This is a genomic window from Streptomyces sp. XM83C (assembly GCF_023072675.1).
GTDB classification, from domain to species: domain Bacteria; phylum Actinomycetota; class Actinomycetes; order Streptomycetales; family Streptomycetaceae; genus Streptomyces; species Streptomyces thermocoprophilus.
Window position 1 is genome coordinate 1 of the sequence record NZ_JALLGL010000021.1, and the last position, 14,503, is coordinate 14,503.

General features: G+C 68.5%; 9 protein-coding genes and 1 pseudogene. 9 read left to right on the plus strand and 1 reads right to left on the minus strand.

Going from position 1 to position 14,503, the window contains the following annotated elements; all coding sequences use genetic code 11:
• Positions 1-55: 55 nt before the first annotated feature.
• The 4 genes and pseudogenes from MTQ10_RS04510 (at position 56) to MTQ10_RS04525 (ending at position 2,580) form a co-directional block, all read left to right on the plus strand.
• Positions 56-370 carry an arylamine N-acetyltransferase gene (locus tag MTQ10_RS04510; RefSeq protein WP_374117569.1) on the plus strand — a complete coding sequence of 105 codons (315 nt, stop codon included), beginning with the start codon at positions 56-58 and terminating at the stop codon, positions 368-370.
• A gap of 70 nt (positions 371-440) precedes the next feature.
• Complete coding sequence (locus tag MTQ10_RS04515; protein ID WP_247462452.1) at positions 441-686, plus strand: hypothetical protein; 246 nt, start codon at positions 441-443, stop codon at positions 684-686.
• A gap of 445 nt (positions 687-1,131) precedes the next feature.
• Positions 1,132-2,118 carry a DNA polymerase III subunit delta gene (holA, locus tag MTQ10_RS04520; RefSeq protein ID WP_247462454.1) on the plus strand — a complete coding sequence of 329 codons (987 nt, stop codon included), beginning with the start codon at positions 1,132-1,134 and terminating at the stop codon, positions 2,116-2,118.
• 69 nt (positions 2,119-2,187) lie between these two features.
• Positions 2,188-2,580, plus strand: a pseudogene (locus MTQ10_RS04525) (nuclear transport factor 2 family protein).
• A 352-nt stretch (positions 2,581-2,932) separates the two neighbouring features.
• Here the strand turns inward: MTQ10_RS04525 and rpsT are convergent.
• The gene (rpsT, locus tag MTQ10_RS04530) at positions 2,933-3,199 is read right to left on the minus strand and encodes a 30S ribosomal protein S20 (RefSeq protein ID WP_110628098.1); all 267 of its coding nucleotides are present in this window, start codon (positions 3,197-3,199) and stop codon (positions 2,933-2,935) included.
• Between the two features lie 262 nt (positions 3,200-3,461).
• Between rpsT and lepA the strand changes: the two genes are divergently transcribed.
• The 5 genes from lepA (at position 3,462) to MTQ10_RS04555 (ending at position 14,421) form a co-directional block, all read left to right on the plus strand.
• Positions 3,462-5,330 carry a translation elongation factor 4 gene (gene lepA / locus MTQ10_RS04535; RefSeq protein WP_247462457.1) on the plus strand — a complete coding sequence of 623 codons (1,869 nt, stop codon included), beginning with the start codon at positions 3,462-3,464 and terminating at the stop codon, positions 5,328-5,330.
• A gap of 250 nt (positions 5,331-5,580) precedes the next feature.
• Complete coding sequence (locus MTQ10_RS04540; RefSeq protein ID WP_247462459.1) at positions 5,581-7,455, plus strand: AMP-dependent synthetase/ligase; 1,875 nt, start codon at positions 5,581-5,583, stop codon at positions 7,453-7,455.
• Between the two features lie 248 nt (positions 7,456-7,703).
• Positions 7,704-11,384 carry a type I restriction endonuclease subunit R gene (locus MTQ10_RS04545; RefSeq protein ID WP_247462461.1) on the plus strand — a complete coding sequence of 1,227 codons (3,681 nt, stop codon included), beginning with the start codon at positions 7,704-7,706 and terminating at the stop codon, positions 11,382-11,384.
• Positions 11,381-12,811 (plus strand): restriction endonuclease subunit S, encoded by a 1,431-nt coding sequence (locus MTQ10_RS04550; RefSeq protein ID WP_247462463.1) that lies wholly within the window; start codon positions 11,381-11,383, stop codon positions 12,809-12,811. Before MTQ10_RS04545 ends, MTQ10_RS04550 begins: the two co-directional genes overlap by 4 nt.
• Complete coding sequence (locus tag MTQ10_RS04555) at positions 12,808-14,421, plus strand: class I SAM-dependent DNA methyltransferase (RefSeq protein ID WP_247462465.1); 1,614 nt, start codon at positions 12,808-12,810, stop codon at positions 14,419-14,421. The genes MTQ10_RS04550 and MTQ10_RS04555 overlap by 4 nt, the downstream gene beginning before the upstream one ends.
• Positions 14,422-14,503 lie beyond the last annotated feature (82 nt).

Below are 14,503 nucleotides of genomic sequence, written 5' to 3' on the forward strand. Positions count from 1 at the left end.
GGAGGGGGCCGAGGGCGGGGATGGGGCCGAGGGAGCCGGAGAGACGGACCTCGACGTGATCCGGGACGGCGGTCGCCAGTACCGCCTCGAAGTACGCCCTCGTGTGCTCGGCGACTTCATGACCGGCGCCTGGTGGCACAGCACCTCACCGCGGTCCCACTTCATGCGGTCGCTGGTGTGTTCGCGAGTGACGGAGGACGGCGGGAGGGTGACGCTCAGCGGGCGTCGGCTGACGTCCACGGCGGCCGACGGGACGCGGCGGGAGCGCGAACTGGGCGCGGACGAGGAGGTGCTGGCCGCCTATCGGGAGTGGTTCGGCATCGAGCTGGACCGTGTGCCGGTCGTACGGCGGCGCGGCGGCGACGCCTGACATCCGCCGGTGGGGGCAGCCTCATGTCCCCTGGGGAGGGAGGTGTGCGGGGCTGCCCGAGAATGGTGCCGTGAGCGATGTGAGACATGTGCTGGTGCTGCCCGATCGCGATGCCGCGGAGGAGGTCGTGGAGGCGCTCGGGGAGCGGTTCGGGGTGTCGGAGGAACCGCGGCTCGTCCGGGACGCGCTCGCGGGGGAGGACGACGCAGAGGACGCGCAGTGGCTGGTTGTCCTGCGGGACGAGGAGGCCCTGCTGGACCCGGCCGAGCTGGACGCGTTCGCGGGGGAGTGGGACGGCTGGCGCGAGGAACCGTGACCGGACCGGGGCGCCGCGGAGGGTGCCGCTCCGGGGCCGGGTGACGGGCGGGCGCGGCGCACACGGTTCCGGCGGGCGGTGTCGGGGCGCGTGGGGCTCGCCGTTCTGGCGGGCTCGGGGCGCGTGGGGCTCGCGGGCAGGTTGGGTCGAGGCGCGTGGAGCGGGGCGGTCGGCCGAAGGCCGGTGGGCGCTGACAAGACGGCGCGTGCCGACGGGGCGCCCGTCGGCACGCTCACGGTGTCGGCGCGGGACCCGGTCAGGGGCTGCCCCGGACCGGGCCAGACGCCCACGGCCCGAGTGTGATCGGCGGGCCGGAGGGTGATATGCGGCCTGAGTGTGATCCTTGGGCCCGAGGGTGCTCTCAGGGCGGGCCCCGTCGCCGGGGTGGCACGGCCGGGCCGGGCGGCGGGGTTCGTTGTCAGTGGCGCGTGCCATGCTTGTCCCGATGGCCAGGAAGACTGCGAACGACGACCCGCTTGCCCCCGTGACCTTGGCCGTGGGGCAGGAGGACCTGCTGCTCGATCGTGCCGTGCGGGACGTGGTGGCCGCCGCCAGAGCCGCCGACGCCGACACGGACGTGCGCGAGCTGACCCCCGACCAGTTGCAGCCGGGCACGCTGGCCGAGCTGGTCAGCCCGTCCCTGTTCGCCGAGCGCAAGGTCGTCGTCGTACGGAACGCGCAGGACCTGTCCGCCGACACGATCAAGGACGTGAAGGCGTATCTCGCGGCGCCCGCCGAGGAGATCACGCTGGTGCTGCTGCACGCCGGCGGTGCCAAGGGCAAGGGGCTGCTGGACGCCGCGCGCAAGGCGGGGGCGCGGGAGGTGGCGTGCCCGAAGATGACGAAGCCGGCGGACCGGCTGGCGTTCGTACGGCAGGAGTTCCGCGCGTCCGGGCGCTCCGCCACCCCGGAGGCCTGCCAGGCGCTCGTCGACGCGATCGGCAGCGATCTGCGGGAGCTGGCGTCGGCGGTGTCGCAGCTGACCGCGGATGTCGAGGGCACGATCGACGAGGCGGTGGTGGGGCGGTACTACACGGGCCGGGCCGAGGCCTCCAGCTTCACCGTCGCCGACCGAGCGGTGGAGGGGCGGGCCGCCGAGGCGCTGGAGGCGCTGCGGTGGTCCCTCGCCACCGGTGTGGCGCCGGTGATGATCACCAGTGCGCTGGCGCAGGGCGTGCGGGCCATCGGCAAGCTGTCCTCGGCGTGTGGCGGCCGGCCCGCCGACCTGGCCCGCGAGCTGGGCATGCCGCCGTGGAAGATCGACCGGGTACGGCAGCAGATGCGCGGCTGGACACCGGACGGGGTGGCGGTGGCGCTGCGGGCGGTGGCGGAGGCCGACGCGGGCGTCAAGGGCGGCGGCGACGACCCCGAGTACGCGCTGGAGAAGGCCGTCGTGACCATTGCGCGGGCCGCTCGCTCCAGAGGCCGGTAGGCGGGCGGCGCAGAGAATTCGGAGGCGTCAGCCGTACATCGCCGGAATGACGGAGAGGTGGCGATCGGCATGGCTGAGCATCCGTACGCAGCGCTCGTCCGCTAGGGGTACGAGGCTTTCCAGCAAGGGGACATGGACACGCTTCGCTCCCTGATGACCGGGGACTGCATACACCACGTGCTCGGCTCCAGCATGCCGTCGGGCGACCACTAGGGCATCGACTCGATCATCGACGGCTGCTACGCCCGGCTCGCCGCGGAGACCGGCGGCCGGGTCGAGTTGCAGCACGTGCTCGTCGACGGCCGGGGGCACGCCGTGTCCCTGCACCGTGCCACGGCCGACCGTGGCGGCAAGCACCTGGACGAGATGGGCGGCATCGTCTTCCGGATCATCGGGGACAAGATCACGGACCTGGACGAGGTCCTGGCCGACATCGACGACATCGACGGCTTCTGGTCGTGACACATGGCGGCGCGACCGCGAAGAGGCGGGCCGCGTCGCCCCACCAGTCCCGCGGCAGCGAAAGCCGGGCCGCGTCGCCCCACCAGCCCCGCGACCGCGAAGAGGCGGGCCGCGTCGCCCCACCAGCCCTGCGACCGCGAAGAGGCGGGCCGCGTCGTCCCACACCCGGCATGCCGAAGGCCCCGTCGCCCCGCCCTGGGGAAGGGCGGAGGCGGCGGGGCCTTCGGGTGAAGCTGGTGGAACCGCGCCCGCGTGGCGAACGCAGGCCGCGCGCGGCTCCGGGGGTGCCGGTCGGGGACGGATGAGAGAGGGCCCGCCCTGGGTCCTTCCGGCGATCAGATCAGCAGATGTGTCAGCCCTTGAGGGACGCGACCTTCACAGCCAGCGCCGACTTCTTGTTGGCGGCCTGGTTCTTGTGGATGACGCCCTTCGAGACGGCCTTGTCCAGCGCACGCGCGGCAGCGCGCTGCAGCTCGACGGCCTTCTCGACGTCACCCGCGGCAGCGGCCTCGCGAGCCTTGCGGATCGCGGTCTTCAGAGAGGACTTGACGGCCTTGTTGCGCAGCCGGGCCTTCTCGTTGGTCTTGATCCGCTTGATCTGGGACTTGATGTTCGCCACGAATGAGCCTTTTCAGGTTCAGGCACGGAGCGTCGGGGGCCCGAGGGTGATCCCGAGGGATGTCCCGAAGGTTCCCGAGTCCCGTGCCAGGTGATTTCTTGGGGTCGTGCCTCGCGCTGAGAGGGCATGAGACACAGCCACCTACACTACCAGCGGCCCTTCGAGTGGCCCAAACCGGTCGCCGCGCCCTGCCCGTGGGACCATGGAACCTACGTATCGATCCGACCCGAGGCATAAGGCGCCTCAAGAGACAGGACCCTGCGTGCCCGCGACCCCTAACCATGTGCCCGAGCCGAGCCGTACCGACCCGGCTCTGATCCGCAATTTCTGCATCATCGCGCACATCGACCACGGCAAGTCCACGCTCGCCGACCGGATGCTCCAGCTGACCGGCGTGGTCGAGCAGCGGCAGATGCGTGCTCAGTACCTCGACCGGATGGACATCGAGCGCGAGCGCGGCATCACGATCAAGTCCCAGGCCGTGCGCCTGCCCTGGGCCCCGACCCACGACCCGGGCAACACGCACATCCTCAACATGATCGACACCCCGGGGCACGTCGACTTCACCTACGAGGTCTCGCGGTCGCTGGCCGCCTGTGAGGGGACCATCCTCCTCGTCGACGCCGCCCAGGGCATCGAGGCGCAGACCCTCGCCAACCTGTATCTGGCGATGGAGAACGACCTCACGATCATCCCGGTGCTGAACAAGATCGATCTGCCTGCCGCGCAGCCCGAGAAGTTCGCCGAGGAGCTGGCCAACCTGGTCGGATGTGACCCCGACGACGTGCTGAAGGTCTCCGCGAAGACCGGCCTCGGCGTGGAGGCGCTGCTGGACAAGGTCGTCGCCGACATCCCGGCGCCGGTCGGTGTCGCCGACGCCCCCGCCCGCGCGATGATCTTCGACTCGGTGTACGACTCGTACCGCGGTGTGGTGACGTACGTCCGTGTCATCGACGGCCAGCTCAACAAGCGTGAGCGCATCAAGATGATGTCGACGGGCGCCACGCACGAACTGCTGGAGATCGGCACGAACTCCCCGGAGATGCTGCCGGCCGACGGCCTGGGCGTCGGCGAGGTGGGCTACCTCATCACCGGTGTGAAGGACGTCCGCCAGTCGAAGGTCGGTGACACCGTCACCAGCCAGAACAAGGGCGCCACGGAGCCGCTCGGCGGCTACAAGGACCCCAAGCCGATGGTGTTCTCCGGGCTGTACCCGCTGGACGGCTCCGACTACCCGGAGCTGCGCGAGGCCCTGGACAAGTTGCAGCTGAACGACGCCGCGCTGGTGTACGAGCCGGAGACGTCGGCCGCGCTCGGCTTCGGTTTCCGCGTCGGCTTCCTCGGCCTGCTGCACCTGGACGTGATCCGGGAGCGGCTGGAGCGCGAGTTCGGCCTCGACCTGATCGCGACCGCGCCGAACGTGGTCTACCGCGTGATCATGGAGGACGGCAGCGAGCACGTCGTCACCAACCCGAGCGAGTTCCCCGAGGGCAAGATCGCCGAGGTGTTCGAGCCGGTGGTGCGGGCGACGATCCTCGCGCCGTCGGAGTTCATCGGCGCGATCATGGAGCTGTGCCAGACGCGGCGCGGCACCATGCTCGGCATGGACTACCTCTCCGAGGACCGGGTGGAGATCCGCTACACCCTGCCCCTCGCGGAGATCGTGTTCGACTTCTTCGACCAGCTGAAGTCGAAGACGCGCGGGTACGCCTCGCTCGACTACGAGCCCACGGGCGAGCAGTCCAGCTCGCTGGTGAAGGTGGACATCCTGCTGCACGGCGACAAGGTGGACGCCTTCTCGGCGATCACCCACCGGGACCAGGCGTACGCCTACGGTGTGCGGCTCGTCGCCAAGCTGAAGGAGCTGATCCCCCGGCAGAACTTCGAGGTGCCCGTGCAGGCGGCCATCGGCTCGCGGGTCATCGCCCGTGAGACCATCCGCGCCATCCGCAAGGACGTCCTCGCCAAGTGCTACGGCGGTGACATCTCCCGTAAGCGGAAGCTGCTGGAGAAGCAGAAGGAAGGCAAGAAGCGGATGAAGATGGTGGGTTCGGTGGAGGTTCCGCAGGAGGCCTTCATCGCCGTCCTCTCCAGCGATGACAGCGCGGGGTCGGCCAAGGGCAAGAAGTAACCACCGGTTACCGCAGGTCGACCCGGCAAAGCGGGCGCAACAGGGGCCCGTCGTACGAAAGTGCGACGGGCCCCTCCGCATCTCACATCGGTATCGCGGCGCAAGTGACCGGGCGCGGCCCCTTACGCAGCGACTGCCTGACCCTTACCCTGATCCCTGCTCGATAGTTACTCGCGAGTTAAACAACGCCTCGCGGGTAGGAACCAGCTGCACTGAGCCAGCCGCACTGACGCGGGCCCCGGAGGATGTCGTGAGCGACGCACAGACACTGATCGAGAACCGTCCGCCGTCCGTTGCGGGCCTCTTCCTGGACCGCGTGGCGGCCACACCGGACGCGGAGGCCTACCGGTACCCGGTGCCGCCGGCCTCCGGCGAGGGCCCCGACGACTGGAGGTCGCTGAGCTGGGCGCAGGCGGCCGAGCGGGTCTACGCCATCGCCGCCGGCCTGATCGAGCTGGGCGTCCAGCCCGAGCAGCGGGTCGCGCTCGCCGCCGCCACCCGCATCGAGTGGATCCTCGCCGACCTCGGCATCATGTGCGCCGGCGCCGCGACCACCACCATCTACCCGCAGACCAACGCCGACGAGTCGGCGTACATCCTCTCCGACTCCGAGAGCCGGGTGCTGATCGCGGAGAACGCGGCCCAGGTCGCCAAGGCCGTCGAGAAGCGCGCCGAGCTGCCCGAGCTCACGCACGTCGTCGTCATCGACCCGACGGGAGTGGAGACCGGCGACTGGATCCTCACCCTCGCCGACCTGGAGGAGCGCGGCGCCGCCCGCCTCAAGCAGGAAGCCGACCTCGTCAAGGAACGCGTCGGCAAGATCACCAAGGAGCAGCTGGCCACCCTCATCTACACCTCCGGCACCACCGGACGCCCCAAGGGCGTGCGGCTCCCGCACGACAACTGGTCGTACATGGCGAAGGCGATCGCCGCGACCGGCCTGATCAACGGCGACGACGTGCAGTACCTGTGGCTGCCCCTCGCCCATGTCTTCGGCAAGGTGCTCACCTCCGGCCAGATCGAGGTCGGCCACGTCACCGCCGTCGACGGCCGCGTCGACAAGATCATCGAGAATCTGCCGGTCGTCCAGCCGACCTACATGGCCGCCGTCCCGCGCATCTTCGAGAAGGTCTACAACGGCGTCGCCGCCAAGGCGAAGGCGGGCGGCGGAGCCAAGTACAAGATCTTCCAGTGGGCCGCCGAGGTCGCCCGCGAGTACGCCAGGATCACCCAGGACAACTTCCAGCGCACCGGCAACCGCACCGCGCCCTTCGGCCTCGCCGCCAAGCACAAGGTCGCCGACGCCCTCGTCTACGCCAAGATCCGCGAGGCCTTCGGCGGCCGGCTGCGCGCCTGCGTCTCCGGCTCCGCCGCCCTCGCCCCCGAGATCGGCTACTTCTTCTCCGGCGCCGGCATCCACATCCTGGAGGGCTACGGCCTCACCGAGTCCTCCGCGGCCTCCTTCGTCAACCCCGGCGAGGCCTACCGCACCGGCACCGTCGGCAAGCCGCTGCCCGGCACCGAGGTCCGTATCGCCGAGGACGGCGAGATCCTGCTGCGCGGCCCCGGCATCATGGAGGGCTACCACAAGCTGCCCGACAAGACCGCCGAGGTGCTGGAGAGCGACGGCTGGTTCCACACCGGCGACATCGGTGAGCTGTCCCCCGACGGCTATCTGCGCATCACCGACCGCAAGAAGGACCTGATCAAGACCTCGGGCGGCAAGTACATCGCGCCCGCCGAGGTCGAGGGCCAGTTCAAGGCGGTCTGCCCGTACGTCTCCAACATCCTCGTGCACGGCGCCGACCGGAACTTCTGCTCCGCGCTCATCGCCCTCGACGAGGCCGCCATCCTCGACTGGGCGAAGGAGAACGGCCTGCAGGGCAAGTCGTACGCCGAGGTCGTCGCCGCACCCGCGACCGTCGCCCTCGTCCAGGGGTACGTCGACCAGCTCAACGAGGGCCTCCAGCGCTGGCAGACCATCAAGAAGTTCCGCCTGCTCCCCCGCGACCTGGACGTGGAGCACGGCGAGATCACACCCAGCCTGAAGCTGAAGCGCCCGGTCGTCGAGCGGGAGTACAAGCACCTGCTCGACGAGATGTACGCGGGCACGCGCGAGGCGTGACCGTCACTCCGTGACGGGGCAAGACGCAACGGGGCGGGTCCCTGGCCGAACCTCAGGGCCCCGCCCCGTCGAGTGTTCTTGTCCGCCTCATCGGTCGAGGCATACGGCCACTCGAACTGTGCGCACTCACGATGCAAGTCATGGCCGCCCGAGCCGACGGCGGCTAGGCTGAATGATCCTCAGGACGCCCGATCAGCCGGAAACGGCCTCGGTGCACACGGCCACGGCAGAGAGAGCCCACTCACCCGATGAGCGCAGACGGCACGGCACGCACGCCGGATCCCAAGCTTGCCGAACTCGCCCGGACGTCACGCAACTTCGGCTTTCTGTACGACCATCTGCCGCTCCTCGTCGCCTACGGCACGGCCGCCGAGGCCCATGTCTTCACCGACCCCAACACCTCGCTCATCAAGTCCCGTCAGTTCGGTGAGGCCCTCGCCTCCGACCTCGTCCGGCGCGGGCGTGTCCAGTACACCGGCAGCAAGCAGGCCGAGCGCCTGGAGGCCCTGGATCGTGAGGGCTATCTCCACGGCAATGTGAAGGCCGCGTTCCACGAGGTCCGCATACTCGGGAACAAGGCCAATCACGAGGGCTACGACAGCCCCGAAGACGCTTTCCGGGCGCTGCGCACCTGCCACCGCCTCGGCGTCTGGTACTACCGGCTGCTCACCGCTTCCCGCGAGCAAAAGCCTTTCATCCCCCCGAACCCGGCGCGTACTCCGGCTGCCGAGAACGAGGAGCTGCGCGCTCAGGTCGAGCAGGCACGCAGGGCCCTGGAGGAGGCCTGCCTGACCTATGAGGGCAAGGCCACGCAGGCGCAGGCCGAACAGGCCGCCCGTGCGGCCGCAGAGCGGGAGCTGGCCGCGGCCACCGCCGAGCGCGAGGAACTGGCCCGCCAGGTCGAGGCCATGCGCGACCAGCTCGCAGCCCTCCAGCAGGCACAGTCCGACAACGACAACCGCCTGCTGCGCGCGCAGGCCACCAGCCCGGCCGCCGCCTCCGAGGCCGTGGCGGAACGCGCTCGGCTGCTGGACAACGCCGAGCAGGCCGCCCGTGAGCCCCTCACCGAGGCCCAGGTGCGCACGCGCCTGGACGAGATGCTCACCGAGGCCGGCTGGAGCGTCCAGGACGGGGGCGCCAACCTCAACCTCCATGTGCAGGGCGACCGGCGCGGCAACGGTGTGGCCGTCCGTGAGGTGACCACCGCGAAGGGCCGGGCCGACTACGCCCTGTACGTGGAGCACAAGCTCGTCGGAGTGATCGAGGCCAAGCGGGAGGGGGCCGACCTGACCGCCGCCCAGGCACAGGCCGACCGGTACGCGGACCACCCCACCGACGCACAGCAGCGCCTGATCGCCTGGCGCACACCACTGCCGTTCCGCTACGTCTCGGACGGTGGCGAGACCCGGTTCCGCAACAGCCTCGACCCGGACTCGCGCACCCGGCGCATCTTCTCCTTCCACCAGCCCCGCACCCTCGCCCGGTGGATCCGTCAGGCCGAGCAGGACCCCCAGGCCCCCTCGTACCGCGCCCGGCTGCGCTACCGGATGCCCGAGCTCGACGAGCGCCCGCTCCGTCCCGCGCAGATCAAGGCGGTGCGCGGCGTTGAGGAGTCCGTCGCGCTCGGCAAGGGGCAGCAGGGCACCGGACAGTCCCGCTCCCTGGTGCAGATGGCGACCGGTGCGGGCAAGACCTACACGGCGGTCACGTTCGCGTACCGCATGCTCAAGTACGCCCAGGCCGAGCGTGTCCTGTTCCTGGTGGACCGCAACAACCTGGGCGCCCAGGCCCAGACCGAGTTCGAGAACTTCACCACCCCCGACACCAACCGCACCTTCGCCGACCTGTTCAACGTGCAGCGCCTGGGCGCTGAGGGGATGAACCCCTCCGCGAAGGTCGTCGTCTCCACGGTGCAGCGCCTGTACATGGAGCTGACCGGTGCCAGCGTGCCCACGCAGACGGGCACGGACGGCGAGGAGGAATACGCCTACGATGTGCCGGGCGACATCGCCGTCGGCTACAACCGGGACATCCCGCCGGAGTCTTTCGACCTGATCATCGTCGACGAGTGCCACCGTTCCATCTACGGCAAGTGGCGCTCCGTCCTGGAGTACTTCGACGCGCCGATCGTCGGCCTGACCGCGACACCCGTCGCACAGACCTTCGGCTACTTCAACGGCAACCTGGTCAGCGAGTACACCTACCAGGAGGCCGTCGCCGACGGCGTCAACGTCGACTTCCAGGTCTACGAGATCCTCACCCGGATAACGGGCCAGGGCGGAGTCATCGCCCGGGGCACCATCCCCGTCCGCGACCGGCGTACCCGCCGGCAGCGCTACGAGGACTTCGACGAGGACGTGACGTACGGCGCCAAGGAAGTGGGCGTCGGTGTCATCAGCAAGGACCAGCTGCGCACGGTGATCCGCACCTTCCGCGAGCGCCTGTTCACCGAGATCTTCCCCGAACGCGCCAAGCGCGACAAGGAGACCGGTGAGCTGCTGTGGGACGAGATGTACGTCCCCAAGACCCTCATTTTCGCCAAGAACGACAACCACGCCGAGGAGATCGTCGAGGTCGTCCGGGATGTCTTCGGCAAGGGCGACGACTTCTGCACGAAGATCACGCACGCGGCCAAGAAGCCCGCCGAACGCCTCTCCGACTTCCGCAACCTCCCGCAGCTGCGCATCGCGGTCACCGTGGACATGATCGCGACCGGCACGGACGTCAAGCCGCTGGAGTGCCTCCTCTTCCTGCGTGACGTCAACAGCTGGGCCTACTTCGAGCAGATGAAGGGCCGGGGCGCGCGGACCCTGTCGCTGACCGAGTTCGAGCGCGTCACACCTGGGGTCGGCCCCAAGACGCGCTTCGTGATCGTCGACGCGGTGGGAGTGACCCGCAAGCCGAAGGTGGACGCGGGCCCGCTGGAGCGGCACACGGAGAAGGACCTCAACCTGGAGAAACTCCTCCGCCTGACCGCCCGGGGCATCGCGGAGGACGAACACGTCTCCACCTTGGCCTCGCGCCTCGCCAAGCTCGACCTCCAGATGACCGACGAGGAACGGGCCGAGATCGAGACCCTCAGCAACGGCGTGCCCCTGAAGACCATCGTGCACAACATGGTCGAGGCCGTATCCGTCGACGAGCAGGCCAGGACCCGGGAGGCCGCGGAACAGCTCGGCCTCGATCCGGACAAGGCCGTCAGGTCCTTGGTCGAGCGTGCCCTGCTGCCGTTGGCGTCCAACCCCGCTTTGCGGAGCCGGCTGCTGGAGATGCGCCGCGCGAAGGACATCCTGTACGACGAGACCAGCCGCGACGCCCTCGTGTCCGCCGGCGCCGTCGCGGAGGACGAGTCGACGGCGCATGACACCGTCCGGGACTGGAAGGCGTACGTGGACGAGCACCGGGACGAGATCGCAGCGCTCTCCCTCGCCTTCGCCGCAGGCTCGCAGGTACCTCCGCGCGAGGCCCTCAGGCGCCTCAAGGACCTGGCACGTTCCGTGGCCCGCCCGCCGCGTTCCTGGACACCGGACCGGCTGTGGCGTGCCTACGAGCAGGTGGGCGAGGCAGTGGCAGCGGACCGTTCCGCCGCCCGGACGGCGGCTGACCTGCTCGCCCTGCTGCGGTACGAACTGGCGGGCGGCGCGGAGAACGGCGCCGAGCCGCCCCGCCCCCACCAGGAGGCGGTCCAGGAGCGGTACGCGGCCTGGCTGGCTCGGCAGGAGCAGGCCGGTGTGACCTTCACCGAGGCCGAGCGCTGGTGGCTGGACCACATCGTCCGTGCGACGGTCGACCGTGTACGCTTCGACACCGCCGACCTCGACTACGCCCCATTCACCAAGCGGAACGGCACGGACGGCTTCCTCGCGGAGTTCGGTGAGGTGAGGGCGGAAGAAATCCTCGACGAACTGGACAGGGAGCTGGGCGCGTGACGCTGGGGCTGGATACGGCTGTGGGGGACGGGCCCCAGGGGCCTGATGGCCCCGAGGCACCTGCTGGGGGAGCTTCTGGGGAGCTTCCGCCGGGGTGGGCACGGGCGACGCTGGGGGAACTCGGTGAGTGGTTCGGCGGTGGCACACCGTCGAAGAAACGTCCGGAATTCTGGACTGACGGCACCATTCCCTGGCTCTCTCCCAAGGATATGGGGCCCGATATCCTCGCAGCGACGCAGGACCTCATCCACGAATCCGCACTGGATGCGTCACCTGTGAAACTGGTACCGGCGGGATCTGTCGCTCTGGTCGTTCGCTCCGGCATTTTGGAGCGCAAGGTCCCTGTGGCTTATGTGCCCTTCGATGTGACGCTCAACCAGGACATGAAGGCGGTTGTCCCGCATCATGGGATCGATGGTCGCTGGCTGTCCTGGGCCATTCGGGAACGCGAGCGGTACATTCTGGAGAACTGCCGTAAGCATGGCACAACGGTCGCCTCGCTTGAGGTGCCCTGGCTAATGAGCACTGAAGTCTTGGTGCCGCCATACGAGGAGCAGCTTCGGATTGTAGCCGAGGTGGAACGGCAGATTGCCCATATCTCACTCGGGGAACTCGCAGTTGATCGGGCGCGTCGTGAAATCACACACTTGAAGAGTGCAGTGCTCGAACGATCTCTGATCGAGGCGGCATCGTCAGGGCGATTGCTTAAAGACCTAATTTCGGAGCCGCTGGCAAACGGGAAATCAGTGCCCACGTGCGATGGTGGTTTCCCTGTCCTGAAGCTCAACTCGATTCGTGGGACGTTGGTTGACCCATCGATTCAAAAGGGTGGAGACTGGGAGGGTATCGACCCCAAGAAGTACTTGATTGCTGAGGGTGACTTCCTTGTAGCTCGCGGAAATGGGACGCTGTCTCTCGTAGGGCGCGGTGCGTTGGTGCCCGAGGTTCGCTCGCCTATCGCCTACCCTGACACTTTGATCAGGGTCAGGGTTGACATGGATAAGTTGTCTCCCGTTTACCTCGGACTGGTGTGGAATTCCCGAAGCGTTAGGGAGCAGATCGAGAGGCAAGCGCGCACTACGGCTGGGATTTACAAGATCAACCAAGCCATCCTGGAAAATATAGAGATTCCGTACGTTCCCTTGAGAGATCAGCAGTTGCTGGTTGAAGAGGTATCTCAGGCTTATGCCGCCTTTGAGCCTTTCGCTGATGAGGTCGACAAAATCCGGTCCTCTTCTTCACATCTTCGTGCCGCTCTCCTCCAAGCCGCCTTCACCGGCGCCCTCGTGCCCCAGGACCCCGCCGACGAACCGGCATCGGCACTGCTCGACCGGATCCGTGCCGAGCAGAAGGCCAAGGCGCCCCGCAAGCGCGCCGTCCGTAAGCCCCGCTCCACCCCGCCCGGTCAGGAAGAACTGCCCTCATGAGCACCACCCCCGCCCCAGTGAACAGCGCCACCGCTCGCCGGTCCGCAGGAGAGACGACCTCGACGCTCGTCAACCGTCTCTGGTCGTACTGCGAGCTGCTGCGCCACTCCGGGGTCTCCACCCTCGACTACGTCGAGCAGCTGACCTACCTCCTCTTCCTGAAGATGGCGGACGAGCGGGCCAACCGTCCCGCGAGATTCCGCAAGAACGAGCCGGAGGAACCGCTCGTCCCCGTAGGACTGGACTGGCCCAGCCTCACCAGCCGGTCGTCCGAGGACCTCCTGGAGCATTACGAGCACATCCTGCGGGAGCTGGGCCGCAAGGGCGGCACCATGCTCGGCGAGGTCTTCACCAAGGCGCAGAACAAGATCCACGAGCCCGCCGTTCTGGACCGGCTCGTCAAGGACCTGATCGACCCCTACACCTGGACCCGCGAGAACCAGGACCTCAAGGGCGACGCCTACGAAGGGCTTCTCCAGCGCGGCGCCGAGGACCGCAAGACCGGCGCGGGCCAGTACTTCACCCCCCGGCCCCTCATCGACGCCATGGTCGACTGTGTGCAGCCCAAGCTTGGTGAGACGATCACCGACCCCGCCTGCGGCACCGGCGGCTTCCTCATCGCCGCGCACGCTCACATCGTCGAGCGTTACGAGGACCAGCTCTACGGTGACCAGGCCCGCAAACTCCAGACGGGAGCCATCACCGGTTACGAGCTGGTGCGGGAGACCGCCCGGCTGGCGCTGATGAACATGCTCCTGCACGGCATCGGTACCTCTGACGGCCGTCCCCTGATCACGGTCCAGGACTCCCTGGCGAAGTCGCCGCACAAGTTCTACGACATCGTGCTCGCCAACCCGCCCTTCGGTGTGGGTTCCGTTACCGGCGAGGCGTACAGCGCCCGCAAGGACTTCTGGACCCAGACCACCAACAAGCAGCTCAACTTCGTCCAGCACATCTACACCCTGCTGAAGACCAACGGCCGGGCCGCAGTCGTCCTGCCCGACAACGTGCTGTTCGAGGGCGGGGCCGGCGCGGAGATCCGCCGCCGCTTGCTGGACCTCACCAACGTCCACACGCTGCTTCGGCTGCCCACCGGCATCTTCTACGCCAACGGCGTCAAGGCGAACGTCCTGTTCTTCGACAAGGTCCCGCCCCGACCTGGTGGCAAGCCCGCCACCAAGCAGCTGTGGGTCTACGACTTCCGTACCGACCAGCGCTTCACCCTCAAGCAGCGTGCCTTGCGCCGCGAGCACCTGGACGACTTCGTCGCCGCCTTCCACTCCGGGGGCACGGACTACTCGGCCCGAAAGCCCAGTGAGCGCTTCCAGCCGTATGAGTACGATGAGCTGATCGCACGCGACAAGGTCAACCTCGACCTGACGGTGCTTCAGTCCGCTTCCGCCTCCTCTGCCCCGCTCGCGCCCCCGGACGTGATCGCTCAGGAGATCGTGGACGAACTGGAAAGCGCGTTGGCCGAGTTCACTGCCGTTGCCCAGGCCCTGAAGAAGGCCGTCGGCACGACTGCCGACGTCGAAGCGGATCCGGCCGCGGGCGACCGTGCGAACAGCACCACCACTGGCACCACCGAAGAGACAGACCAGGAGCGGTAGCCCGGCCCTCAGTCCTTTGGCCGCCCGGCCCAGAGGGCCCGTCGGCGGCCACTCCGGGAACTGACACAGGGACTGGGTGAAG